This window comes from Rhodococcus sp. 11-3 (assembly GCF_023704055.1).
GTDB lineage: Bacteria > Actinomycetota > Actinomycetes > Mycobacteriales > Mycobacteriaceae > Rhodococcus > Rhodococcus aetherivorans.
The window spans coordinates 4,588,679-4,613,205 of the sequence record NZ_CP080406.1; the positions used below are offsets into that span (position 1 = coordinate 4,588,679).

23 protein-coding genes and 2 riboswitches are annotated in these 24,527 nt (G+C 72.1%); of the genes, 10 read left to right on the forward strand and 13 right to left on the reverse strand.

The annotated features are described in order from the left end of the window. The first annotated feature begins 1 nt into the window (after window position 1). Entirely contained in the window at window positions 2-970 is a 969-nt protein-coding gene (locus KZJ41_RS21280; protein WP_065922267.1) for a GNAT family N-acetyltransferase, read from the forward strand. Window positions 971-979: 9 nt separating this feature from the next. Next, the gene (locus KZJ41_RS21285; protein ID WP_029545336.1) at window positions 980-1,783 is read left to right on the forward strand and encodes an exodeoxyribonuclease III; all 804 of its coding nucleotides are present in this window, start codon (window positions 980-982) and stop codon (window positions 1,781-1,783) included. Window positions 1,784-1,817: 34 nt separating this feature from the next. On the opposite strand, the gene KZJ41_RS21290 is transcribed toward KZJ41_RS21285, so the two are convergent. Next, window positions 1,818-2,168, reverse strand: a complete 351-nt coding sequence (locus tag KZJ41_RS21290; protein WP_029545338.1) for a GNAT family N-acetyltransferase — start codon at window positions 2,166-2,168, stop codon at window positions 1,818-1,820. Window positions 2,169-2,349: 181 nt separating this feature from the next. Next, window positions 2,350-2,459: riboswitch (TPP riboswitch) on the forward strand. On the opposite strand from KZJ41_RS21290, the gene thiC reads away from it, so the two are divergent. Beyond that, entirely contained in the window at window positions 2,451-4,067 is a 1,617-nt protein-coding gene (thiC, locus tag KZJ41_RS21295; RefSeq protein WP_006938227.1) for a phosphomethylpyrimidine synthase ThiC, read from the forward strand. (Overlaps the previous riboswitch by 9 nt.) Further along, entirely contained in the window at window positions 4,064-4,906 is an 843-nt protein-coding gene (gene thiD, locus KZJ41_RS21300) for a bifunctional hydroxymethylpyrimidine kinase/phosphomethylpyrimidine kinase (RefSeq protein WP_006938226.1), read from the forward strand. Before thiC ends, thiD begins: the two co-directional genes overlap by 4 nt. Here thiD and KZJ41_RS21305 read toward each other — a convergent pair. From KZJ41_RS21305 to KZJ41_RS21325, 5 genes are all read right to left on the reverse strand, one after another. Next, entirely contained in the window at window positions 4,878-5,708 is an 831-nt protein-coding gene (locus tag KZJ41_RS21305) for an adenylate/guanylate cyclase domain-containing protein (protein WP_251549542.1), read from the reverse strand. The genes thiD and KZJ41_RS21305 overlap by 29 nt on opposite strands. Further along, window positions 5,701-7,161, reverse strand: a complete 1,461-nt coding sequence (locus KZJ41_RS21310) for a M28 family peptidase (protein ID WP_198163392.1) — start codon at window positions 7,159-7,161, stop codon at window positions 5,701-5,703. The genes KZJ41_RS21305 and KZJ41_RS21310 overlap by 8 nt, the downstream gene beginning before the upstream one ends. Before the next feature lie 13 nt (window positions 7,162-7,174). Continuing rightward, a complete protein-coding gene (locus tag KZJ41_RS21315) occupies window positions 7,175-7,984 on the reverse strand; it encodes an ABC transporter permease (RefSeq protein ID WP_050035671.1) in 810 nt (269 codons plus the stop codon). Further along, window positions 7,981-8,925: an ABC transporter ATP-binding protein gene (locus tag KZJ41_RS21320; protein WP_006938220.1), complete on the reverse strand. Its 945-nt coding sequence runs from the start codon at window positions 8,923-8,925 to the stop codon at window positions 7,981-7,983. The genes KZJ41_RS21315 and KZJ41_RS21320 overlap by 4 nt, the downstream gene beginning before the upstream one ends. A 71-nt stretch (window positions 8,926-8,996) precedes the next feature. Then, window positions 8,997-9,518 carry a helix-turn-helix domain-containing protein gene (locus KZJ41_RS21325; protein WP_050035672.1) on the reverse strand — a complete coding sequence of 174 codons (522 nt, stop codon included), beginning with the start codon at window positions 9,516-9,518 and terminating at the stop codon, window positions 8,997-8,999. Between the two features lie 148 nt (window positions 9,519-9,666). On the opposite strand from KZJ41_RS21325, the gene KZJ41_RS21330 reads away from it, so the two are divergent. Both KZJ41_RS21330 and KZJ41_RS21335 read left to right on the forward strand, forming a co-directional pair. Further along, window positions 9,667-10,452, forward strand: a complete 786-nt coding sequence (locus tag KZJ41_RS21330) for an aldolase (protein ID WP_006938218.1) — start codon at window positions 9,667-9,669, stop codon at window positions 10,450-10,452. Window positions 10,453-10,524: 72 nt separating this feature from the next. Further along, window positions 10,525-11,406 carry a dihydrodipicolinate synthase family protein gene (locus KZJ41_RS21335; protein ID WP_006938217.1) on the forward strand — a complete coding sequence of 294 codons (882 nt, stop codon included), beginning with the start codon at window positions 10,525-10,527 and terminating at the stop codon, window positions 11,404-11,406. A 79-nt stretch (window positions 11,407-11,485) separates the two neighbouring features. Here the strand turns inward: KZJ41_RS21335 and KZJ41_RS21340 are convergent, their stop codons facing one another. The 3 genes from KZJ41_RS21340 to thiO form a co-directional block, all read right to left on the reverse strand. After that, a complete protein-coding gene (locus tag KZJ41_RS21340; RefSeq protein ID WP_006938216.1) occupies window positions 11,486-12,280 on the reverse strand; it encodes a thiazole synthase in 795 nt (264 codons plus the stop codon). Next, window positions 12,273-12,488, reverse strand: coding sequence for a sulfur carrier protein ThiS (thiS, locus tag KZJ41_RS21345; RefSeq protein ID WP_029545344.1), 216 nt, complete (start codon window positions 12,486-12,488; stop codon window positions 12,273-12,275). The genes KZJ41_RS21340 and thiS overlap by 8 nt, the downstream gene beginning before the upstream one ends. After that, the gene (gene thiO / locus KZJ41_RS21350; protein ID WP_006938214.1) at window positions 12,485-13,549 is read right to left on the reverse strand and encodes a glycine oxidase ThiO; all 1,065 of its coding nucleotides are present in this window, start codon (window positions 13,547-13,549) and stop codon (window positions 12,485-12,487) included. Before thiO ends, thiS begins: the two co-directional genes overlap by 4 nt. After that, window positions 13,549-13,661: riboswitch (TPP riboswitch) on the reverse strand. It overlaps the preceding gene by 1 nt. A gap of 26 nt (window positions 13,662-13,687) precedes the next feature. Here thiO and thiE point away from each other — a divergent pair. Beyond that, on the forward strand, window positions 13,688-14,377 hold the full coding sequence (thiE, locus tag KZJ41_RS21355; protein ID WP_006938213.1) for a thiamine phosphate synthase: 690 nt from the start codon (window positions 13,688-13,690) through the stop codon (window positions 14,375-14,377). A 65-nt stretch (window positions 14,378-14,442) separates the two neighbouring features. Here the strand turns inward: thiE and KZJ41_RS21360 are convergent, their stop codons facing one another. Next, entirely contained in the window at window positions 14,443-15,294 is an 852-nt protein-coding gene (locus KZJ41_RS21360) for an NUDIX hydrolase (RefSeq protein ID WP_006938212.1), read from the reverse strand. Window positions 15,295-15,422: 128 nt separating this feature from the next. Here KZJ41_RS21360 and KZJ41_RS21365 point away from each other — a divergent pair, with 128 nt between their 5' ends. From KZJ41_RS21365 to KZJ41_RS21375, 3 genes are read left to right on the forward strand one after another with little or no spacing between them, the layout of a single operon-like run. Then, on the forward strand, window positions 15,423-16,784 hold the full coding sequence (locus KZJ41_RS21365; RefSeq protein WP_006938198.1) for a hypothetical protein: 1,362 nt from the start codon (window positions 15,423-15,425) through the stop codon (window positions 16,782-16,784). Further along, a complete protein-coding gene (locus KZJ41_RS21370; RefSeq protein WP_161995224.1) occupies window positions 16,781-17,746 on the forward strand; it encodes a glutamate ABC transporter substrate-binding protein in 966 nt (321 codons plus the stop codon). Before KZJ41_RS21365 ends, KZJ41_RS21370 begins: the two co-directional genes overlap by 4 nt. Before the next feature lie 8 nt (window positions 17,747-17,754). After that, the gene (locus tag KZJ41_RS21375; RefSeq protein ID WP_251549544.1) at window positions 17,755-20,082 is read left to right on the forward strand and encodes a serine/threonine-protein kinase; all 2,328 of its coding nucleotides are present in this window, start codon (window positions 17,755-17,757) and stop codon (window positions 20,080-20,082) included. A gap of 81 nt (window positions 20,083-20,163) precedes the next feature. Here the strand turns inward: KZJ41_RS21375 and KZJ41_RS21380 are convergent, their stop codons facing one another. From KZJ41_RS21380 to pta, 3 genes are all read right to left on the reverse strand, one after another. Next, window positions 20,164-21,033 carry a DUF559 domain-containing protein gene (locus tag KZJ41_RS21380; RefSeq protein WP_231772890.1) on the reverse strand — a complete coding sequence of 290 codons (870 nt, stop codon included), beginning with the start codon at window positions 21,031-21,033 and terminating at the stop codon, window positions 20,164-20,166. A gap of 146 nt (window positions 21,034-21,179) precedes the next feature. Beyond that, window positions 21,180-22,379, reverse strand: a complete 1,200-nt coding sequence (locus KZJ41_RS21385; RefSeq protein WP_006938194.1) for an acetate kinase — start codon at window positions 22,377-22,379, stop codon at window positions 21,180-21,182. Beyond that, window positions 22,376-24,460, reverse strand: a complete 2,085-nt coding sequence (gene pta, locus KZJ41_RS21390) for a phosphate acetyltransferase (RefSeq protein WP_231772583.1) — start codon at window positions 24,458-24,460, stop codon at window positions 22,376-22,378. The genes KZJ41_RS21385 and pta overlap by 4 nt, the downstream gene beginning before the upstream one ends. Window positions 24,461-24,527: the final 67 nt, after the last annotated feature.

Sequence of the window (24,527 nt, forward strand, 5' to 3'; positions counted from 1 at the left end):
GGTGACGACCGAGCAGTCCGTACCCGTCGGCACCCGGGTGGTGCTGCGCTACCGGCTGCCCGCCGGCTACAGCCACCCGATGACCGACGTGATCGGCGAGCTGGTCTCCCTCGAACCGGCCGTGGTGGTGCGCACCGCCGGCGGCCGCCTCGTGCAGGTCGCGCCCGAGGCCGTGGTCGCGCTCAAGGCCCTCGGTGCCCGGCCGATCCGCACCGGTGAGATCCGCGCCCTCGAGAACGCCGCGGCTGCCGCCTGGCCCGGGCTGGAACAGGGCTGGATCGACGGCTGGCTCCTGCGGGCCGGCGCCGGCTTCACCGGCCGCGCGAATTCCGCCACCCCGCTCGGCGACCCGGGCACGGTCGCCGACCCCCTCGATCCGGACGCGCACGCCCGGATGCGCGAGTGGTTCGCGGTCCGCGGCCTGCCGCTGCGGCTCCTGCTGCCGGACCGGCTCGCCCGGCTCCCGCACGGGTGGGCACCGAGCGACGAGGTGCAGGTGCTGGCCGCCGACCTCGACAACGTGCCGCTGCCCGGCGTCGCCACCCCCGTGACCGTGAGCGCCGGCCCGGACCCCGGGTGGCTGTCGCTGTACCGCTACCGCGGCGCGCCGATGCCTGCCGATGGCCGGGCGGTCGTCGAGTCCGTCCTGGGCGGCGTCCTGGGCTTCGGCCGCATCGGCGGCGACACGGAGACCCTGGCGATCGCCCGGGCCGCGGTCACCGACGCCCCCGACGGCCGCCGCTGGGTAGGCCTGACCGCGGTCGAGGTGGCCGCCGCGCACCGCCGGAACGGCCTCGGCACGCTCGTGTGCGGGGCCCTGCTGCAGTGGGGTCGCGACCACGGCGCCACCCACGCATACCTGCAGGTCGCGGCGGGGAACACCGCCGCTCGGGGCCTGTACCGGGCGCTCGGATTCGTCGAGCACCACCGCTACCGGTACGCCACGGAACCTGTCGGTCCGCTCGCCTAGAGTGGGGACGTGCGTCTTGCTACCTGGAACGTGAACTCCGTCCGTGCCCGTACCGACCGGATCCTCGACTGGCTGCAGCGGACGGGCACCGATGTGCTCGCCATGCAGGAGACCAAGTGCAAGGACGAGCAGTTCCCGTACGAGCGGTTCGAAGAACTCGGCTACCGGGTGGCGCACGTGGGGCTCTCCCAGTGGAACGGCGTCGCCATCGCCTCCCGCATCGGTCTCGACGACGTGCAGGTCGGGTTCGAGGACCAGCCCGGGTTCACCAAGGACCCGGACGCCGACCCGGCTCAGGAGGCCCGGGCGATCGGCGCGACGTGCGGCGGCGTGCGGGTGTGGAGCCTGTACGTGCCCAACGGCCGTGAGCTGGCCGATCCCCACTACGTCTACAAGCTCGAGTGGCTGGCGAAGCTGCGGGCCGACGCACAGGCCTGGCTCGCCGCCGACCCGCAGAAGCAGATCGCGCTCGTCGGTGACTGGAACATCGCTCCCACCGACGAGGACGTGTGGGATCCGGCGTTCTTCGAGGGTCGGACGCACACGTCGGAGCCGGAGCGGGAGGCGTTCCGCGCCTTCCTCGACGGCGGCTTCACCGACGTGGTGCGCCCGCACGCCCCGGGCCCGGGTGTGTACACCTACTGGGACTACACCCAGCTGCGCTTCCCGAAGCGCCAGGGCATGCGCATCGACTTCGTCCTCGGCTCCCCCGCGCTCGCGGCGCGGGTCTCCGGCGCGGAGATCGACCGCAACGAGCGCAAGGGCAAGGGCGCGAGCGACCACGCGCCCGTCGTCGTCGACCTCGCCGACTGAGGCGACCCGGCCGCGGCGGGGCGGAATCCGCGCGTCAGCGACGGCCGGCGGTCGGCTCGAGCGGCAGGACGACGTCCCGGTACTCGGGGTGGGCGGTGAGGAACCGTTGCACGTAGGTGCACACGGGCCGGACCCGCCAGCCACGCTGACGCGCGAGATCCAGGGAGTGGCCCACGAGCACCCCCGCGAGCCCACGGTGCCCGAAGTCCTCGACGATGACGGTGTGCAGGAAATCGACGACGGGATGGTTGCGCCCGGGCACGCCCGAGGGACGATCCGTGTCGAAATACCCGAGGATCCCGACAAGATCCCCGTTGAGGCGTAGCTCGAAGCGGTTCTGATCCTTGTTGTCGGTCACCTCGGTACGCGGCGAGTTGACGAGCATGATCCCCTCCGTGGTGCCGTAACCGAACTGTGACCTACGCCACTATAGAGCATGCAGGGTGTATCCGCCGAGACGTAGGCGGCAAATATCTGTCCTGCCCCCGACACGGTGCTGCCCTGCCACCCCCCGCGCGGTGCCGTCCTGCCCCCGGCACGGTGCTGCGCTATGGTGGCACCGCACATCGCAACCACACGGGAGCTCGCACCAGCGGGCTGAGAGGACGGCTCGGGGCCGTCGACCGTAGAACCTGACCGGGTAATTCCGGCGTAGGGAGATCATCTCGTGAGCACAGCTGTATCCGGCTCGTCCGCGTCCGGCGCGGGCGCCGTCACCACCGGCCCCATCGAGGGCAGCACCAAGCACTACGTCGCCGTGCCCGGGGAACCGGGGATGTCGGTCCCGGTACGCCGGGTCCACCTGACCACCGGCGAGCACCACGACCTGTACGACACGTCCGGGCCGTACACCGAGTCCGACGTCGTGGTCGACCTGGCCGCGGGCCTGCCGGCACTGCGGGCCGGGTGGCCGCGGCACCCGGGCACGCAGCTCGCCGCCGCCCGCGCGGGCGTCGTCACCCCGGAGATGCGCTATTGCGCCGCCCGCGAGGGCGTACCCGCCGAGACGGTCCGCGCCGAGGTCGCCGCCGGCCGGGCCGTGATCCCGGCGAACCACCGCCACCCCGAGCTCGAGCCGATGGTCATCGGCAAGGCGTTCGGGGTGAAGGTCAACGCGAACATCGGCAACAGCGCGGTGACCTCCTCGATCGCCGAGGAGGTCGACAAGATGGTGTGGGCGACCCGGTGGGGGGCCGACACCGTCATGGACCTGTCCACCGGCCCGCGCATCCACGAGACCCGCGAGTGGATCCTGCGCAACTCGCCGGTGCCCGTCGGCACGGTGCCGATCTACCAGGCCGTCGAGCAGGCCGGTGGGGATCCGGCCGCGCTGACCTGGGAGATGTACCGCGACACCGTGATCGAACAGTGCGAGCAGGGCGTCGACTACATGACCGTCCACGCCGGGGTGCTGCTGCGGCACATCCCGCTCACCGCGCACCGGGTGACCGGCATCGTCTCGCGCGGCGGCGCCATCATGGCCGCATGGTGCCTGGCGCACCATCGGGAGTCGTTCCTGTACACACACTTCGCCGAGCTGTGCGAGATCCTGCAGCGCTACGACGTGACGATCTCCCTCGGCGACGGCCTGCGTCCCGGCTCCGTCGCCGACGCCAACGACGCCGCCCAGTTCGCCGAGCTGCGCACGCTCGGGGAACTCACCCGCGTCGCGAAGTCGCACGGCGTCCAGGTGCTGATCGAGGGTCCCGGACACGTGCCGATGCACCTGATCGAGGAGAACGTGCGGCTCGAGGAGGAGCTGTGCGAGGAGGCCCCCTTCTACACCCTCGGGCCGCTCACCACCGACATCGCTCCCGCCTACGACCACATCACCTCGGCGATCGGCGCCGCGATGATCGCCCGGGCCGGCACCGCGATGCTCTGCTACGTCACGCCGAAGGAGCACCTGGGCCTGCCCGATCGGGACGACGTCAAGACCGGGGTGATCGCGTACAGGATCGCCGCCCACGCGGCAGACCTCGCCAAGGGCCACCCGCGCGCCCGGGAACGCGACGACGCGCTCTCCCGCGCCCGGTTCGAATTCCGGTGGCACGACCAGTTCGCGTTGTCCCTCGACCCGGACACCGCCCGCGCGTTCCACGACGAGACGCTGCCGGCGGAGCCGGCCAAGAAGGCCCACTTCTGCTCGATGTGCGGCCCGAAGTTCTGCTCGATGCGGATCTCCGCGGACGTGCGGGCCGGGCTGGCCGGCAAGGCCGCCGAATTCGCCGGCGCGGGCGGCCAGGTCTACGTCCCGATCGAATCGGTAGGGTCGCAGCCGTGAAGCTGCTGCCCCTGGCCCCGAAGGGCCGAACCCCGGTCCGAGCCCTCACCATCGCCGGAACCGACTCGGGTGGCGGGGCCGGCATCCAGGCCGACTCGCGCACCATGGCGATGTGCGGCGTGCACGCCTGCGTCGCCGTCGCGGCCGTGACCGTGCAGAACTCCGTGGGCGTCAGCGGCTTTCACGAGATCCCGCCCGAGACGGTGGCCGCGCAGGTGCGGTGCGTGGTGGAGGACATCGGGGTCTCGGGCGCCAAGACCGGCATGCTCGCCTCCACCGGGATCATCGAGGCGGTCGCCGCGGTGTGCGCGGAGGTCGGCATCGGCCGCGATCGGCCGGTGCCGCTCGTGGTCGACCCGGTGTGCGCGTCGATGCACGGCGATCCCCTGCTGCACGCGGAGGCTCTCGACGCGGTGCGGCACACCCTGATACCGCAGGCCACGGTGGTCACGCCGAACCTCGACGAGGTGCGGCTGATCACCGGCATCGAGGTCGTCGACGACGCCTCCGCGCGACGCGCCGCCGAGGCGCTGCACGGCCTCGGCGCGCAGTGGGCGATCGTCAAGGGCGGGCACCTGCGCACCTCCGACGTCAGCACCGACCTGCTGTTCGACGGGGACCGGTTCCTCGAGTTCACCAGCCCCCGCATCGACACCGGCAACGATCACGGCGGCGGCGACACGCTCGCCGCGGCGATCGCGTCGGCCCTCGCCCACGGGTGGTCGGTGCCCGAGGCCGTGGAGTTCGGCAAGGAGTGGGTCACCCGGTGCCTGGAGTGGTCGTACGACCTCGGCGCCGGGCACGGCCCGGTCAACCCCCTGTGGCGACTGCAGTCCTGATCCGCCAGATCCCGAGTTCGGGCGGTACACCCTTGGGGGCCGACGCGAACAGCCTGCGCCGGTGCGGGCGCACCTCGAGGCCGAGCGTGTCGACGGCACCGGCCGGCAGTGCGTCGAGCGTCGCGGAGGACACCACCACGTGCCCGTTCCCGGCGAGCTCCATCATGCGGGCCGCGACGGTGACGTCGACTCCCAGCCAGTCGCTGCCGATCCGCCGGGGCCGACCGGTGTGCGCGCCGACCCGGATCCGCGGCCGGTAGCCGTCCGCGGTCACCGCCGTCAGGGCGGCGCGGGCCGCGAAGATCGCGTCCAGCGCCCGTTCCGGCCGGTCGAACACCACCATCAGACCGTCGCCGAGCCGCTTGACGACGGTGCCGCCGCGGTCCGTGAACGCCGGCTCCAGCGCCCGGGCGACGCGCCGCAGCAGGTCGAGGGTGGCGACGTCGCCCGCGGCGAGGGACCACGTCGAGAACCCCACGAGGTCGGTGAAGACCACGGTGACCTCCCGGTCGCCGCGGCCGGCGCCGGCGCGTTCGAGCAGCGCCTGCCAGGCCTGCAGCACGCCGAATCCGAGTTCGTGCACCGCGCTCGGGTCGTCGACGTCGCGCCACCGTCCGGCCAGCCGGGCGACGGCCTGCGGCCCGCTGGTCCCGGCGGTGGACAGCGGATCGCCGAACCCGGGATCGCCGGGGAGCGCGCGCCGCAGCCGCCGGGCCAGCCGGACCAGCTCGGGCCGCCGGTCCACGGCCGAGAACCGGTCCGCGAGGCGACGACCGAAGCCCGGGGCCGGCGTCTCATCCATCGGAGCGGACCTCGGCGCGCTGCGGCCCGACGGGAACCCCGTCCGGTCCCGCGACGGTCCGCGCATACGTGCCCACCCCGTACCCGACGGCCGACGCGGCGACGGCGAGCGCGGCCCGGTCGATGTTGGCGAGCGTGTCCTGCGGGCTGTGGTAGTTCGGGTCGAACGGCGCGTCGCCGGTGCCGCCCCACTTGCCCGCCTGCTCCGGGGTCTTGCGGTCGTCGGCACCGGAGAACACGCCCCCGGAGGGGATGCCCGCGTCGACGAACGGCCCGTAGTCGGAGCGGCCGTCGAAGTCGGTGCCGTCCGCGGCGACGCCCCGCGACGTCAGGTAGCCCAGGAAAGTGCGCTCGATGCCGGCCGAGCCTTCCGGTCCCGGTCCGGCGCCCACCGCGTCGGAGTCGTCGCCGTCGTAGACGAGGTAGCCCGGATTCGGCGACCCGAGCATGTCGAAGTTCAGGTACAGGGCGATGTCCTCGCGGGCGGCGTCGTCCAGGGAGGCCACATAGTCGGTGGAGCCGACCAGCCCGACCTCCTCGGCACCCCAGAACGCGAACCGCACCGCGTTGGTGACACCCGGGTCGCTGCCGAGCTGCAGGGCCGTCTCGAGCACCGCGGCGACGCCGGTGCCGTTGTCGTTGATGCCCGGTCCCTCCGGGACGCTGTCGAGGTGGGCGCCGACGACGACCACGTCGTCGGTCGAGCCCGTGGCGGTCTGCGCGAGCACGTTGCGCGAGCGCACGCTGTCCACGCGGGTGTCGAGGACGAGGGTCACCGTGGTGGGTGCGGCGGCGAGCGCGCGGCCGTCGGCGCCGCTGATCCCCGCGGCGGGCACGAGGTCGTTGCCCTCCTCGCCGAGGGTGGCGCCGGCGAGCGCACCGTCCTCGTTGTTGGCGACGAGGAGCGCCGCCGCACCGCGTTCGGCCGCGACCTGCTGCTTGACGAAGAACGGGCACACCCCGCGCGTGACGAGCACGACGGCGCCGGAGACGTCGAGCCCGTCGTAGTCGGAGGCCTCGCACCCGGGCGTGTCGTCGGCGGGCACCGGCACGAGCCGGGCGGTGAGTCCGTCCGGGCCGGTGGACGGCGAGAACTCGAGGGCCCGGACCGGCACCGGCGCGCCGGCGACGGTCAGGGTCTCGGTCTCGACGTCGAAACTGCGGACGTCGAACTCCGGGGTCTGCACGTCGAATCCCGCGTCGCGCAACCGGCCGGCGACGTAGTCGACGCTCGCGTCGTAGCCGGCGGTGCCCACGGCGCGGTTGCCGTCGTGCTCGGTGGCGATGCGTTCGAGTTCCGTGAGGTGGCCGACCACCGCGTCGATTCCCACGGCCCCCGCCAGCACGGCCGGGTCCACCGGCGCCGGCGCCGGCGGCTCCTCCGAGCATGCCGCCACCAGCAGCACGATCGCCGCGACGGCGCCCCCGGCCCGTACCCGCGCTCCCCGGTTCATCCGCCGAGAATACTCACGCGTCGCGCCGATTCACCACGACCAGCGCGGCCGCGAACACCACGGCGACGAACACCGCGAAGTACACCAGCGAACCCCACGGCCCCCAGTGGAAGTCGATGCCCTGCTCGCTGCCGAGGAAGTGGTTGGCATTGGCGAACGGCAGGAAGGGCTGCACCTGCCGGCCGAACGAACCGAACAGCGCGAACAGCGACTCGATCAGCAGCGGCCACAGCAGCAGCAGCGCGATGGTGCCGGCGGACTGGCGCAACAGCGCCCCCACCGCGACGGCGAGCACCGCGCACAGCAGCGCGTAGATCGCGACGCCGTAGATCGACCGCCACGCATCGTCGCCCTCGAGCACCAGGTCCCGCCCGGCCTCCGGGCCGGCGAGGGCCTTGGCGAGATAGAACGAGGCGAGGGCCAGCACGCCGGTCAGTACCGCGCCGAACACCCCGATCAGCAGCGCCTTGACGACGAGGACGGCGCTGCGGTTCGGCATGGCCTGGAACGTGGTACGGATGACCCCGAACCGGTACTCGCTGGTCACCGACAGCGCCGCGAGGATCATCAGCACGAGCACGCCGAAGCCGGCGACGCCGCTGACCGCGACGTCGACGGTCGGGTAGAACCGGCCGACCTCCTCGTCGACGGACATGCTCGCCTTGGACGCGGCGCCGAGGATCGCCGCGAGGCCGAGGCCCAGCGCGACGATCACGACGGTGCACCACCACGGCGACTGGGTGGAGGTCAGTTTGATCCGTTCCGCCTTGACGGTGTCCACGACCACGCTCGTCGTGCCGGCGTTGTCCACGGCCACGCTCATCGCAGCTCCCCCTTCATCGGCTGCACAGCCGGGCCCCCGGCCACGGCTCCCTGGTACTGCACGTCGTCTCCGGTCAGTTTCATGAACGCCTCCTCGAGCGACGCGTTCTGGCCCGCCAGTTCGTGCAGCACCACCGAGTGCGCAGCTGCGACCTCACCCACCTGCGCGGTGGTGACGCCGCTGACGATCAGCGCGCCCTCGTCGTCCCGGACGGTGTGGCCCTGCCCGGTCAGTGCCGTCCGCAGCGTGTCGAGCTGTGGGCTGCGCACCCGCACCGTCGCCTCCGACGCCCGCTCGACGAACTCCGCGACGGACGTGTCCGCGATGAGCCGGCCCCGGCCGATCACCAGCAGGTGGTCGGCGGTCTGCGCCATCTCCGACAGCAGGTGGCTCGACACGAGGACGGTGCGGCCCTCCGTTGCGAGGGCCTGCATGAACCGCCGGATCCACACGATGCCCTCGGGGTCGAGGCCGTTGACGGGCTCGTCGAACAGCAGCACCTTCGGGTCGCCGAGCAGGGCACCGGCCAGTCCGAGCCGCTGCGACATGCCGAGCGAGAAACCGCCCGCGCGCTTGTCGGCCACCTCGGTCAGGCCGACGAGCGCGAGCACCTCCTCGACCCGAGAGTTCGGCAGGCCGTTGGACGCGGCGAGCCAGCGCAGGTGTGCCCGCGCCGACCGGTTCGGGTGTACCCAGCGCGCGTCGAGCAGCGCACCGACGGTCCGCAGCGGCCGCTTCAGCTGCCGGTAGGGGACGCCGTCGATCAGCGCGGTCCCGGCGGTGGGCCGGTCGAGGCCGAGAATCATCCGCATCGTCGTGGATTTCCCGGCGCCGTTGGGGCCGAGGAATCCGGTGACGATCCCCGGCCGGACCGTGAACGTCACGTCGTCGACGGCGACGGTGGAACCGAAGGTCTTCGTCAGTCCGGTCACTTCGATCATGACCCACAGCCTGCCCGATTCGGGCGGATCGCGCCGCGCGGGGTCGCCCTACGGTCCTGCAGGCGTCTCGATCAGTGGCTGTCGTTGCATGCGACGACGAGGACCTCGGCGTCCACCGGGCCGGTGCTGCGGAGCCGATGATCGAGGGAGGCGTCGAAATAGGCGCAGTCGCCGGAGTCCAGGGTGACGATCGTCCCCCCGTGGTCGAGTTCGATCGATCCGGAGACGACGAACACGAACTCCTGGCCGCTGTGCTCGGGGTGCGGGTCGTCGGCGAAGTCGCGTCCGGGCCGGACGACGAACGGGGACATCGCTTTCCCCAGCATTCCCGCGGCGACGGGGTGGTAGCGGTCCGCCCCGGCCCGGGCGGGGGCGCGCTCGATCGTCATCCGCGAACGCGACGCGTCGTCCGCGAACAGCTGCCCGACGTCGACGTCGAGGGCGCGGGCGATCCTCATCGCCACCGCGATCGACGGTGTGCTGCGCTCGCGCTCGATCTTGGACAGGTAGCTCTTGGTCAACCCGGTCTGCGCCGCGAGGGCCTCGAGCGTGAGCCCCCGCTCCTTGCGTAACGCTCGCACCAGCGCGGTCACGGCCCCGTCCTTCCGTCGTCACCCCTCACACGGCGAGTCTACAAAGTGTCCTGTCGAGGGCTCTCCCGACGAAAGTAGCTGTACATGACACAAAGTGTCCTATAGTCTCCCTCGTGTCCACCGCAGTCGAGATCGAGGAGGCCGATCGATGTCCGGGACGTTCACCGCTACGAAAGCGGAGTTGATGCACCAGGCCCAGGCCCGCATGCGGACCCACCTTGCGGAGTCCGGCTGGACGACGCGCCAGAAGCTCGCCCTGACCTGCCGAATCCTGTTCGACGCCGGGCACGACTCCGGCCTGGCGGGCCAGATCACCGCCCGCGCCGAAGAACCGGGGACCTACTACACCCAGCAGCTGGGCCTCGGGTTCGACGAGATCACCGAGGACAACCTGCTGTTGGTCGACGAGGATCTCCAGGTTCTCGACGGCTCCGGGATGGCCAATCCCGCCAACCGGTTCCACAGCTGGATCTACCGCGCGCGCCCCGACGTGCAGTGCATCGTCCACACCCATCCGTTCCATGTCGCCGCACTGTCCATGCTCGAAGTCCCGCTCGTGGTGTCCCAGATGGACATCGCGCCGCTCTACGACGACTGTGCCTTCCTCCCCGCCTGGCCCGGCGTGCCGGTCGGCAACGAGGAAGGCGAGATCATCACGGCCGCGCTCGGCTCGAAGAAGGCGATCCTCCTGGCCCACCACGGCCACGTCGTCGCCGGGGCCGGCATCGAGGAGGCGTGCTCGCTCGCCGTGCTGATCGAACGCGGCGCCGAGCTGCAACTCGCCGCCATGGCGGCCGGCACGATCGCCGAACTTCCGGACCGGCTCGCGCGGGAGGCGCACGACTGGACCCTCACCCCGAAACGCAGCCAGGCCAACTTCGCCTACTACGCGCGTCGCGCCCTGGCCCGGCACCCGGACGCGATCGCCGGCTGAGCGCCCACCGGCCCCCGGCCCCCGGCGAGGTTGCTCGCCCCCGCTTTCACGAGACGAAAAGGATTCTCTGCCTTGACCACACTGGAAGGCATCATCGCCTACCCGATCACCCCGTTCACCTCCGGCGCCGATGCGACGGTCGACACCGGCGCGCTCACCGCGCTCGTCGACCGTCTCGTCGGGGACGGTGTGCACGCCGTCGCCCCACTCGGCAGTACCGGCGAGAGCGCCTATCTCACCGAGAAGGAGTTCGACACCGTTCTCGACACCACGATCGCCGCCGTCGCCGGCCGCGTCCCCGTCGTCGTCGGAGTGTCCGACCTGACGACGGCGAACACCGTCCGCCGGGCCCGTCGCGCGCAGACGGCGGGCGCCTCGGCCGTCATGGTGCTCCCCGTGTCGTACTGGAAGCTCACCGATCGCGAGATCGCCTGCCACTACGCCGCCGTCGGTGCGGCGATCGACATTCCCGTCATGGCGTACAACAACCCCGCCACCAGCGGCATCGACATGAGCCCGGAACTGCTGGTGTCGATGTTCGACACCATCGACAACCTCACCATGGTCAAGGAGTCCACCGGCGATCTGTCCCGGATGCAGCGCATCGCCGAGCTCAGCGAGGGCCGCCTGCCGTTCTACAACGGCAGCAACCCGCTCGTGCTCGAGGCGCTGAGGGCCGGGGCGTCCGGCTGGTGCACCGCCGCGCCGTGCCTGCGGCCCGAGCCGTGTCTCGCGCTGTACACGGCCGTCGAGGACGGCGACCTCGCCCGCGCTCAGGCCCTGTACGCCGAACTGCGGCCCCTGCTCGAGTTCATCGTCGCCGGCGGCCTCCCCACCACGATCAAGGCGGGCCTCGGCATCCTCGGCTCGGACGTCGGGGATCCCCGAGCGCCGCTGCTGCCCCTCGAACCCGAGGGAAGAGCCACCCTCGCACGGCTGCTCTCCGCCGCCTGACGGCGCGTGTGGTGCCGCGGCCCGTGCGGCACCACACGCACGTCGAGCGACCACCCGGTCACCGTTCCCTCGGGTCGCCCTACGGTTCGAGCGGCGAGGAGGCCTGCGCCCAGAACCGCTTCGGGATGCGGCCCGCGTGCCGGGCCCGGAAGCCCGCCTCGACGGCGTGCCGCATCGCCGACGCCATGAGCGCCGGGTCCTTCGCCCGCGTCACCGCGGTCGCCAGCAGCACCGCGTCGCACCCGAGTTCCATCGCGAGCGCGGCGTCCGAGGCGGTGCCGATGCCGGCGTCGAGGATCACCGGCACCCCGGCGGCCTCGACGATCATCTCGATGTGGTGCGGGTTGGCGATGCCCAGTCCGGTCCCGATCGGCGAGCCGAGCGGCATCACGGCGGCGCAGCCGACGTCCTCGAGCCGTCGCGCCAGCACCGGATCGTCCGTGGTGTAGGGCAGCACGACGAACCCGTCGTCGACGAGCTGCTCGGCGGCGGAGACGAGTTCGATCGCGTCGGGCAGCAGGGTGCGTTCGTCGGCGATGACCTCGAGCTTGACCCAGTCCGTCCCGAGGGCCTCGCGCCCGAGTCGGGCGGTGAGCACCGCCTCGGCGGCGCCGCGGCAGCCGGCGGTGTTGGGCAGCGGCGCGATGCCGAGGCGGCGCAGCAGATCGAGCACGCCGGTCCCGGACGCCGCGTCCACGCGGCGCATCGCCACGGTGGTCAGCTCGGTGCCGGAGGCGACGAGCGCCTCCTCGAGCACCGCGAGGTTGGCGGCCCCACCGGTGCCGGTGATGAGCCGCGACGAGAAGGTCCGCCCGGCGATCGTCAGCGGCGGCAGGTCGTGGCCGGGGTCGCGGCCGGTGTTGTGCTCAGCCACCCTGCACCGCCGTGAGAACCTCGATCTGCCAGCCCTTTTCGACGCGTTCGGACCAGCGCCCCCGCGGGAACACGGCACCGTCCACGGCGACGGCGACGCCCTTGTCGGGCAGACCGAGTTCACTGAGCAGTTCGGCCATCGTCGGCGCCTGCGCGAACCAGCGCTCCTCCCCGTTGACCGTGACACCCACCGTCGGCGCACCGTTCATGACCTTTTCCCCTTCGAGAATCGTTGTGGATCAGCATGTTTCGAGACAGCGAGGGGTTCGTCCGCGAGCTCCGCGACCACCGCGTCCGCGGTGACCGGGGTCAGCAGCACCCCGTTGCGGCCATGCCCGGTCGCGGCGATCACCCGTTCGGACAGCCGGCCGATGAGCGGCAGATTGTCCGGGCTCATGGGCCGCAGCCCGGCGCTCGCCTCGTGCAGTTCGTACTCGCCGATCGCCGGGAACAGCGCCTCGGCGTCGGCGATCAGGTCCCGCACCCCCGCGACGGTGACCTGCGTGTCGTCGGCCTCGTACTGGGTCGCGCCCACGACGAGGCCGTCCGCGCGCGGCACCAGGTATGCCGGCCGGCCGTGCACACTGCCGCGGACCGTCCGGTGCGGGGCGGGCGCCGCACCCGGGCGGGTCCGCAACCGCAGGATCTCCCCCTTGACCGGCCGCACCGGCAAGCCCGGCCACAGGCGGGCCGACGCCGCGCCCGCCGCGAGCACCACCCGGTCGGCGTCCAGGTCCGCGACGTCGCGCACCGGCACATCGACGAAGGCCACACCGGCCTCGGCGACGGCCCGCCGCAGCGCATCGACGAGGATCCGGTTGTCCACGGCCAGCTCGTCCGGGGCCAGCAGGCCCAGGCGGATGCGCGGCCCCAGCGACGGCTCGAGCTCGCGCACCTCGGCGCGACCGAGCACGCGCATCTCGTGCCCCTGAGCCGAGACCCACTCGGCGATCGTGCGCAGATCGGCCGCGTCGGCCGCGTCCAGCGCGACGGTCAGCGACGCGTCGGCGGTGAACAGGTCCAGTCCGGTCTCCCGCAACAGCTCGGCGCCGAACTCCGGCCAGCGGGCCAGCGACGCCGCGCCCAGTTCGAGGACGTGTTCCTCCCCCGGCCAGCCCTCCGACAACGGTGCCAGCATCCCGCCGGCCACCCACGACGCCCCCGCCCCCGGGGACGGGTCGTGCACGGTCACGGTCCAGCCGGCACGGGCCGCGCGCCACGCGATCGACAGCCCGATCACGCCTCCGCCGACGACGGATACGGTTCCCACAGTTCGTCCACCTCACTCCCTGCGCCGGCATGATCCGGTTCAGGTGCTGACGGTCGGGGCCGGCAGGCCCCCTCTCAGCCCCGCGATCCCCGGGACTCCCGTGTCGATTCGTTCAGTGCAGAGACTACCGTCTTCGCCGTGACTACCTACCGCGGCAACCATCCCGCCCCCCGGGAACGCCTCGCGCAGGCCCGGCTCTACCTGTGCACCGACGCCCGTCGCGACACCGGAGACCTGGCCCGATTCGCGGAGGAGGCCCTCGCGGGCGGAGTCGACATCGTCCAGCTCCGCGACAAGGGTTCGGCGGGCGAGAAGAAGTTCGGCCCGCTCGAGGCCCGCGAGGAACTCGCGGCACTCGAGGTGCTGGCGGCGGCGTGCCGCCGGCACGGTGCGCTGCTGGCCGTCAACGACCGTGCCGACATCGCGCTCGCCGCGGGCGCCGACATCCTGCACCTGGGTCAGGGCGACCTGCCGGTGCGGTACGCCCGGCAGATCCTCGGCGAGGAGATCGTGATCGGCCGGTCCACCGGCAGCCGCGCGCAGGCGAGCCTGTCCGACATCGAGGAGGGCGTCGACTACTTCGCCCACGGGCCGGTGTGGTCCACCCCCACCAAGCCGGGGCGCACCCCGGCGGGACTCGAGGTACTGCGGGAGGTGGCCCGGTCGCAGCCGCAGCGGCCGTGGTTCGCGATCGGCGGCATCGACGCCGAGCGGCTGCCCGAGGTGCTCGCCGCCGGCGCCACCCGCATCGCGGTGGTCCGGGCCATCACCGCGGCACCGAATCCGCGGGCCGCGGCGGCGGCGCTGAAAGCCGCGCTGCCCGGCTGACCGTCCGCTGGAGCCGGCCCGCCGGCCGGCAGTCCGCTGGAGCCGGCCCGCCGGCCGGCAGTCCGCTAGAGCCAGCCCAGGACCGTCGACGGCGACAGGGTCGGCACGTCCCCGGGCAGCCGGGCGCGCAGTCCCCGGTCGGCCGTCACCACCACGGTGAGCACCTGGTCCAGCACGGCCGACGTGCCCGTCGCCAGGGAGGCCAGCTCGTCGTCCCCGCTGCCGACGGCGGTGTGCACCGGGGTCCGGTCGTCGTGGATCACCGCCGCGCGGGCCTGCCCCTCGAGGACCGCTTCGATGCGGCTCACCCAGCCGAAGCACCCGTCGGGCAGCTCGACGGTGCGGGGCAACGCCTCCGCCAGCTCCGCGAGCAGTCGTGCGGTGGCGCCCGGGCGGTCACGCCACCAGCCTGTCGGCCGCGACCCGAGGACGTTGGCGGTGTCGAGCAGCATCCGCACCGCACGGGTCCGCAGGTCCGGCCAGGCCGCCGCGAACCCGGTGTGCAGCGGCATGGTCTCGACGTCGGCCTCCGGCACCCAGCGCAGTTCGGTGCTCTCCCCGTTGAGGGTCGTCTCCATCGGGCTCGGGGTGTCCGCGACGACCGTCGTGTACGTCCACCCCCCGGCCACCCCGGAGGTGACCCGCTCGGTGCGCACGCTCAGCGCCGCCGGGTCGATCCCGGTCTCCTCGTTCGCTTCCCGCACGGCCGCGGCGACGGGACTCTCGTCGCTGTCGCGGGCGCCGCCGGGTAGCGCCCACGTGCCGCCCTGATGGCTCCACGCCGCGCGGTGCTGCAGCAACACGGCCGGCGTGCCGTCGGGCAGCGGCGCGCGCAGCAGCAGTCCGGCCGCGCCGAATCTGCCCCACCGGCGATCACCGTCGGGTCCCACGGCCCAGCCGTCCCCGTCACCTCGCATCGCGTCCGCCTCCCTGCCGCCCGACCGCCGACCGCGAGCCGGGCGTCCACCGTCCTCGGACGGCAACAACATCCCGTTACTGCTTATATGCTCGCCACACACAGTGCCACATCGGAAGGGGTGCTCTCGTGGACGTGCGCGTGACCCCCACGCTCGGTGCGGTGGGGAGTCGCCTCCAGCGTAACGACGTGCCGGCCGCCGCGACCGCCCACGCCGGCCCCTCCGACGAGGTGCGCGACCTGCTGCGCTCCACCCCCGCCAAGCTCGTCACCCTCGGTGTGCTGCTCGCCGTGCTCCTCCTCGTCTCCGGGGTCGCGGCGGGCCAGACGGTCACCGGCCGCAAGGCCACCCACGATCGGTTGCTCGCCACCACCGAACCGCTCGCCGATGCCGCACAGAACCTCTACAGCGCACTGTCGGTCGCGGACGCGGCGGCCGCCACCGGCTTCATCTCCGGCGGCATCGAGCCGAAGGAGGTCCGCGACCGCTACGCCCAGGCCGTCGGCGAGGCGTCCGCCCAGCTCGTCGCCGCCGCCGGCGGGATTCCCACCGGCGACCGTGCGGGCACCCGGCTGCTGTCCGGCATCGCCGAACGCCTCACCGTGTACACGGGCCTGGTCGAGACGGCGCGGGCGAACAACCGCGTCGGCAACCCGGTGGGTGCCGCCTATCTCGGCGAGGCGTCGAACCTGATGCAGTCGGCGCTGCTGCCGATGGCGCAGGAGCTGTACACGCAGAGCGTCTCGGCGGTCTCGTCGACGCAGCGCGCGTCGGTGCAGCCACCGTGGACGTCGATCGGTCTGCTGCTGGTGACGGTCGTCGCGCTCACCGCGGTGCACGTCATCATCTCCCGGATCAGCCGTCGCACCCTCAATCCCGGTCTGCTGCTGTCGATCGCGGCGACGGGAATCCTGCTGTGCTGGTTGCTCGTGGCCGGACTGATCTCGTCGAGCGCGACCGAGCGGGCGATCGTGCACGGGGCCGAACCGCTCGGGGTGTTCACCGACAGCCGCATCCTCGCGCAGCAGGCACGCACCGCGGAGACCCTGCAGCTCGTGCGCCGCGACGCCACCGGCGAGTACGACGCGACGTTCGACCAGAGCATGTCCCGGCTCGGCGAGCTGCTCGCCGGGTATGCGTCCGGCGAGGAGGTGGAGATCGTCACCGATCCCGCCGTGCGTGCCGCCGAGGCACGCACCGCATGGCTGGCGTCGCACAACCGCATGCAGGCCGCGCTCGACCGCGGGGACTTCCCGGCCGCCGCGATCCTCGCGACCGGTCCCGGTCCCGACGAGGCCGTCGCCCAGTTCGCCACCCTCGACCGCGCCCTCGAACGCGGCATCGACCTCGCCCGCGCCGAACTGCGCGGCAACGAGGACCGCGCCGCGCAGACCCTGTCCGCGCTCGCCCCCGCCACGACGGCGTTGACGGGGCTGGCGCTGCTCGGCATCGTCGTCGGGCTGTGGCCGCGCCTGCGGGAGTACCGGTGAACGTGCGTCGTCTCGTCGCCGCGACGGTCGTCGCCGTCGCCGCATTCACGGGCGGCTGCGCGACCTCACCGCCGGAGATCCTCGCCGACCCGGACCCGTCCTACACCGAGCCGCCCCTGCCGGAACGCGCCACCGTCGCGCCCAGTGCGGCGCCCGTCCTCCCGGAACCGGACTGCGGCGACCCCACCGCCGGCCTGCGTCCCGACGGCGCGACGACCGGACCGACCCTCGACGCGATCCGGGCGCGCGGCCGGCTCGTCGTCGGGCTCGACACCGGCAGCAACCTGATGAGCTTCCGAGATCCGGCGACCGGGCGGATCACCGGATTCGACGTGGACGTCGCGCGGGAGATCGCGCGGGACCTGCTCGGCAGCCCGGACCTGCTCGACTTCCGGATCCTCAGTTCCGCGGACCGCGAGCAGGCCCTGCAGGACTCCACCGTCGACATCGTCGCCAAGACGATGACGATCACGTGTGCCCGCCGCGAACGGGTCGACTTCTCCACCGTCTACTTCCGGGCCCAGCAGCGCGTCCTGGTGGTCAAGGGGTCCGACGTCCGCGACGTCGCCGACCTGGCGGGCCGGCGGGTGTGTGTCGTGCAGGGAACCACGTCGCTCGACCGCCTCCGGCGGCTGCAGCCGTCCGCGGCGATCCTCACCGTCCCGACGTGGGCGGACTGCCTCGTGGTACTGCAGCAGCGTCAGGTGGACGCGGTGAGCACCGACGACACGATCCTCGCCGGCCTCGCCTCGCAGGATCCGTACCTCGAGCTGGTCGGGACGTCGATCGGCAGCGAGCCGTACGGCATCGGCATCGCCAAGGGCCGCGAGGACCTGGTGCGGTTCGTCAACGGCACCCTCGAGCGGATCCGTCGCGACGGGACGTGGACGCAGCTCTACAACCGCTGGCTCCTCGTCCTCGGACCCGCCCCGGCGCCGCCGACCCCGACGTACGTGGACTGAGAGGCCGCATGTCCGACACCGAACACGACCCGGGCGCGGCGACGCAGCGCAGCGCCTCGCCGGACGGCGGGCCCGCCACCGAGCGCAGCGCCGCGCCGGAGACGGGACCCGCGACGCAGCGCAGCGCCCCGCCGGAAACCGCACCCGCCGCCCAGCGCGGCGCCCCCTCCCGGGGCAGCGTCCCGTCGCAGCGGTCGTCGCGGCGGTCCCGGCCGCGCGTGCCCTCGCGGCGGCGCCTCGCCGGGCTCGTGGACATCCCGGTCCCCGCACCCGTCGACCCGGCCTCCGTCGTGCTCCCGGATCCGCACGTGGCCGAGGGCAAGCGGTTCTGCTGGAAGTGCGGCAAGCCGGTCGGCCGCAGCACGCCGAACGGGCCGGGCCCCACCTCCGGGCGCTGCCCCTCGTGCGGCACCCCGTTCGAGTTCGTCCCGATGCTGCCGCCCGGCGCCATCGTCGGCGGGCAGTACGAGGTGCAGGGCTGCCTCGCGCACGGCGGGCTGGGCTGGATCTACCTCGCCGTCGACCGGAACGTCAGCGACCGGTGGGTCGTGCTCAAGGGCCTGCTGCACTCGGGCGACGCCGAGGCGCAGGCCGTCGCCGTCGCCGAGAAGCAGTTCCTCGCCGAGGTGACGCACCCGAGCATCGTGAAGATCTTCAACTTCATCGAGCACCCGCGCCCGGACGGCACCCCGATGGGCTACATCGTCATGGAATACGTGGGCGGGCATTCGCTGCGCGAGGTGCTCGACAGCTGTCCCGAGCCGGCCCGGATGCCCGTCGAACAGGCCATCGCGTACGTCCTCGAGATCATGCCGGCGCTGAGCTACCTGCACTCGATCGGACTCGTCTACAACGACCTCAAGCCCGAGAACATCATGGTCACCGAGGAGCAGCTCAAGCTCATCGACCTCGGGGCCGTCACCGGCGTCGAGGACTACGGCTACCTGTACGGCACGCCCGGCTACCAGGCCCCGGAGATCGTGCGCACGGGCCCGACCGTCGCCACCGACATCTACACCGTCGGCCGGACCCTGGCCGTGCTCACCCTCGACATGCCGTGGCAGCAGGGCCGCCTGGCCGACGGCCTGCCCACCCCCGAGAAGGCACCGCTGCTGGCGGAGTACGAGTCGTACCACCGGCTGCTGCTGCGGGCGACCGACGCCGATCCGCAGCAGCGGTTCCGGTCGGCCGACGAGATGGCGAGCCAGCTGACGGGGGTCCTGCGGGAGATCCTGTCGCAGCAGACCGGCGAGGAGCATCCCGGCCTGTCGTCGGTCTTCAGCCGCCAGCGGACGACGTTCGGGACGGACGAGGCCGTCGGACGCACGGATTCGATCGTCGACGGCGTCGCGCGGGACGAGAACCTCTCGGCCCGCGACGTGGCGGCGGCGCTGCCGGTGCCGCTGCTCGACCCCAACGATCCGAGCGCCGCGCTGCTCGCCGCCGCGGTGCACAGCGAGCCCCAGCAGACCCTCGACTCGCTGCGGCACGCGCGCGACAACGGGCTCGAACGCGTCGTCGGCACCGCGGACGTCTCGTTCTCCCGCGAGATCACCCTCGCGGAGGTGCGCGCCCATCTCGACCTGGGCCACGGCACCCGCGCCGCGGAGATCCTGCGCAAGCTCGAACGCGACCTCGGCGCGGACTGGCGCATCGACTGGTATGCCGGACTGGCCGAACTCGTCAACGGCGAATTCGAGTCCTCCTTCGGCAGATTCGAGAAGGTACTCGCGGCGATGCCCGGCGAGACCGCACCCAAGCTGGCGCTCGCCGCAACCGCGGAACTCATCCTGCAGCACTGGGAGAGCGACGATCCCGAGGCCTGGCGCCGATTCTGCGAGAACTACTACCGCACCGTGTGGCGCACCGACCACAACGTGGTCAGCGCGGCGTTCGGCCTCGCCCGGCAGCTCACCCGCCGCGGCGACCGGGCCGGTGCGATCGCGGCGCTCGACCAGGTACCCGCGAGTTCCCGGCACCACGCCGTCGCCCGCATGACCACGGTGCTGATCCTGTTGCACGACAGGCCGATCGACGAACTCGAGGAAGCCGACCTGCGCGAGGCCGCGCGCCGGGTGGGGACGTTGTCGCCCGACGAGAGCCGGTTCCTGCAGATGCGCACCCTAGTGTTGTCGACGGCACTCGACTGGGTGCGCGCCGGCCACTCCGCCCGCCGCGAACTCGACCCGATCCTCGACGTCCCCTTCACCGAGAAGGGACTTCGCGCCGGCACCGAGTCCGGCCTGCGCGCCCTCGCCCGCAACGCCCCCGCCCGCACCCACCGCTACACCCTCGTCGACCTGGCCAACGCCATCCGCCCCCGCAGCATCCTGTAGCCCGTCTCCGCGCCGAACGTTGAAGGGGTCGTTATGAAGACATCGGGCGAGTAGCACTCCCGACAACCGCCCCTTCGCGCGTCACCAACGGGCACCAGCCGCGTCCAAAGCTCGGCGGACACGTTCGACAACGATGTGCGGCCGTTCCCTGAGGAGCACGGCGCCCACCCGCACAACTCTCCAACCGTTCTCCTCGAGGACCGCATATCGATCGATGTCCCGCGCTCGCTGCCGCCGGTCGGTCCAGTGGTGCTCACCGTCGTATTCGACGATCACCTTCCACCGTCCCCATCCCATGTCCGCTCTCGCCAGGAATCGTCCGGAGCCGTCTCGGATGATCAGCTGCGTTTCGGGCGCAGGCAGCCCGTGTCGAACGAGCAGGAGGCGAGTTCGCGTTTCGGGTGGAGACTCGGCTCCACCGTCGACGACGGCCAGCACGCGCCGGAGCTGTGCCACGCCCCTGGCGGCTCCGCGCCTTGCCGCCACGTCGAATACGTCCGTCACCGGCAACCCCGTGGCGTTGCACAGGGCGTCCAGGGTTTCCACGGCGTGGTCGAAGCCGAGCGCGCGACCGAGATCGAACGCGGTGCGTGCCGGGGTCGTGACAATCAAGCCGCCGATCGTGCACACCTCGTGTGCGGCCAGGTCGGCCTTCCGCACGAGGATTGCCTTGGGCGCCCGCACATGAGCACCGAACGCCAACTCTGGGGGCACTTCGTCGTCGATCCATCTGGTGCCGTGCACCGCCGCGGCCGACATGCCGGCAAGTACGCCTTTCCGTCCCGACCACAGCCACGCCGCGTGCGCACGGCCGACCGCGTCGAGCACGGTGCCCTTCGATACGTACACATTGCGATGGATGCGATCGAACCGGCAGCGCAGATCGTGAGCAGTGACCCGGCCCGAAGCCACAGCTTCCGTGCCGAGGAAGGGTCGACCGGAGAAAGTCATGCGCGCAGCATGCTGGTCGCGCCGCGGCCGGGAAAGCCCGCTCACGCCACTCTGTGGACAACTCGGAGCTGTCCACAGGTACCACCTCGAGGGGGCGGCCTTCGGGAGTGGCACCTGTACGATGTCGCGCCCTCGCCCCCTTCGGCCTACACCAGCGCCGCGGCCGCGCGCGCGATGGCGAGCTCCTCGTTGGTCGGGATCACGAGGATCTCCACCTGCGACGTGTCCGCCGAGATGCGCCGCTCGCCGCGTGCGGAGGCGGCGTTGCGGGTCTCGTCGACGGCGATGCCGAGACGCTCGAGGCCGGCGAGGGCGTCCCGGCGGACGTCGACGTTGTTCTCTCCCACCCCGCCGGTGAACACGACGACGTCGACGCCGCCCAGTTCGACGAGATACGCGCCGAGGTACTTGCGCAGGCGGTGCACGTAGACGTCGTAGGCGAGCTTCGCGTCCTCGGAGCCCTCGGCGACGAGCCGCAGCAGGGCGCGGAAGTCGTTGACCCCTGAGAGGCCCTTGAGCCCGGAGCGCCGGTTGAGCAGATCGTCGATGGAATCGACGTCCATCCCGGCGCTGCGGTTCAGGTGCAGCAGCACGCCGGGATCGATGTCGCCGCACCGGGTTCCCATGACGAGTCCTTCGAGCGGGGTCAACCCCATGGACGTGTCGACGGGCCGGCCGCCGGCGATCGCGGAGGCCGACGCACCGTTGCCGAGGTGCAGCACGATCTGGTTCAGTTCCGACAGTTCACGTCCGAGGAACCGGGCGGCGCGCTCGGACACGTATTGGTGCGACGTCCCGTGGAAGCCGTACCGCCGGATGCCGTGCGCCCGGGCGACGTCCCGGTCGATCGCGTAGGTGGCGGCCGCGGCGGGCAGGGCGTGGAAGAACGCGGTGTCGAACACCCCGACGTGCGGAATGCCGGGCAGCTCCTCCCGCGCGACCTCCATGCCGATGACGTTCGCCGGATTGTGCAGCGGCGCAAGAACGGCCAGTTCCTTCACGGTGCGCACCACGTCGTCGTCGACGAGGGTCGGCTCGTGGAACACCTCGCCGCCGTGTACGAGGCGATGGCCGACGGCGATGATGCCGGCCTCGCGCAGGGGGCGGCCCAGCGCCTCCACCCAGTCGAGGACGATCCGCAGTCCGGCGCGGTGGTTCTCGATGGGACCGACGTGTTCCTCGGTGCCGGTGGTGTGGTGGAACACGACCCTGCCCTCGGGCTCACCGATCCGCTCGATGAGCCCGTGCGCCACCGAGTCTCCGGTCTCGGGGTGGACGAGCTGGAACTTGATCGACGACGAGCCGGAGTTGAGCACCAGCACGGTGCCGTCCGTCTGGGAGCTCATTCGCCGGCCTCCTGCGCCTGGATGGCGGTGATCGCCACCGTGTTCACGATGTCCTGGATCAGCGCCCCACGCGACAGGTCGTTGACGGGCTTGCGCAGGCCCTGCAGGACCGGACCGACGGCCACGGCTCCGGCGCTGCGCTGCACGGCCTTGTAGGTGTTGTTGCCGGTGTTGAGGTCCGGGAAGATGAACACGGTCGCCCGGCCGGCGACCTCCGAGTCGGGAAGCTTGGCGCTGGCCACCGACGGTTCGATCGCGGCGTCGTACTGGATCGGTCCCTCCACCGGCAGGTCCGGCCGGCGCTCGCGCACCAGGGCGGTGGCGGCGCGGACCTTGTCGACGTCGACGCCCGAACCGGACTCGCCGGTCGAGTAGGACAGCATCGCGACGCGCGGTTCGATGCCGAAGCGGGCGGCGGTGGCGGCGGAGGAGATCGCGATGTCGGCGAGCTGATCGCTGGTGGGATCGGGCACCACCGCGCAGTCACCGTAGGCGAGCACCCGGTCCGACAGGCACATGAGGAAGATGCTCGACACCGTGGACACGCCGGGTTCGGTCTTGATGATCTCGAAGGACGGCCGGATGGTGTGCGCGGTGGTGTGCGCGGCACCGGAGACCATGCCGTCGGCGACGCCGAGGTGCACCATCATCGTGCCGAAGTACGAAATGTCGCTCATGATCTCGCGGGCGCGTTCGATCGTCATCCCCTTGTGGGCACGCAGCCGGGCATACTCCTCGGCGAACGGCTCGGCGTGTTCGGACGACCTGGGATCCAGCACGGTCGCCGCACTCAGGTCCACCCCGAGTTCGGCCGCCCGGCGCCGCACCTGCGTCTCGTCGCCGAGGATCGTCAGGTCGGCGATCTTGCGTTGCAGGACGCGGCCCGCCGCGCGCAGGATCCGGTCGTCGTCGCCTTCGGGCAGCACGATGTGCCGGCGCTGGCGGCGGGCCCAGTCGATGAGCTGGTACTCGAACATCTGCGGGGTCGTGACGGACGGCCGGGGCACGTCGAGGCGGCTCAGCAACCGATCCGTGTCCACGTGCTGTTCCATCAGCGCGACGGCGGTGTCGATCTTGCGGTGCGCGCCGAGCGCCATGCGGCCGCGCGTCCGGTCGGCGGCCGACGCGGTGTCGAACGTCCCCAGGGTGGTCGTCAGGATCGGCAGGCTGGGCCTGAGTCCGGCGACGAGTTGCGCCATCGCCGGGTGCGGCAGGAGCCCACCGTTCATGATGATGCCGGCCAGCGACGGAAATCCTTCGGCGGCATTGGCATTCACAAGGGCGAGGAGCACGTCGGAGCGGTCGGCGGGGGCGATCACCACGACCCCCTCGGTGATGCGTTCGAGGATGTGTTCGGCGGTCATGCCGCCGACCATGACGCGCAGCGCCTCGCGGTGCAGCAGCTCGGGATCGCCGCTGTAGAGTTCGCCGTCGATCGCGGTCAGCAGTTCGCCCATGGTCGGCGCGACGAGGATCGGCACCTCCGGCAGCGTCCACAGCGGCACACCCCGGTCCCCGACGGCCGCGGCGATCTCGTCGAGCCGGTCGGAGGGACAGCGGTTGACGACGATTCCGGTCAGGTGGGCGTGCTGGGCGGCGAGTTCGGCCGTGCACACGCTGGTCAGTTGCGCCACCTCGTCGGGGGTGCGCCGGGAGCCGCGCAACACGAGCAGAACGGGCGCGTCGAGATTCGCGGCGATGCGCGCGTTGTAGCCGAGCTCGCTGGGGTTGGCGATCTCGGTGTAGTCGCTGCCGACGATGACGACGGCGTCGCACCGGTCCGCGACGGCGTGGTACTTGACGACGATCTCGCTGAGGGCGGCCTCGGGATCGGCATGCACGTCGTCGTAGGTGGCGCCGACGCACTCGTCGTATTCGAGGTCGACGGTGATGCGCTCGAGGAGCAGTTCGAGGATGTAGTCGGTGTCGCCGTCGGAGCGGGCGATGGGGCGGAAGACGCCGACCCGGGCGGCGGAGGCACACAGCGCCTGGAGCAGGCCGAGCGCGACGGTGGACTTGCCGGTGTCGCCCTCCGGCGCAGCGATGTAGATACTCGACACGGACTCGGCGGCGGCGCTCATGGCTCACACCCTAACGCTGCGCCGGTGCGTCCTTTGGGCGGTGGGAGCAACCCAAAAGACGCACCGG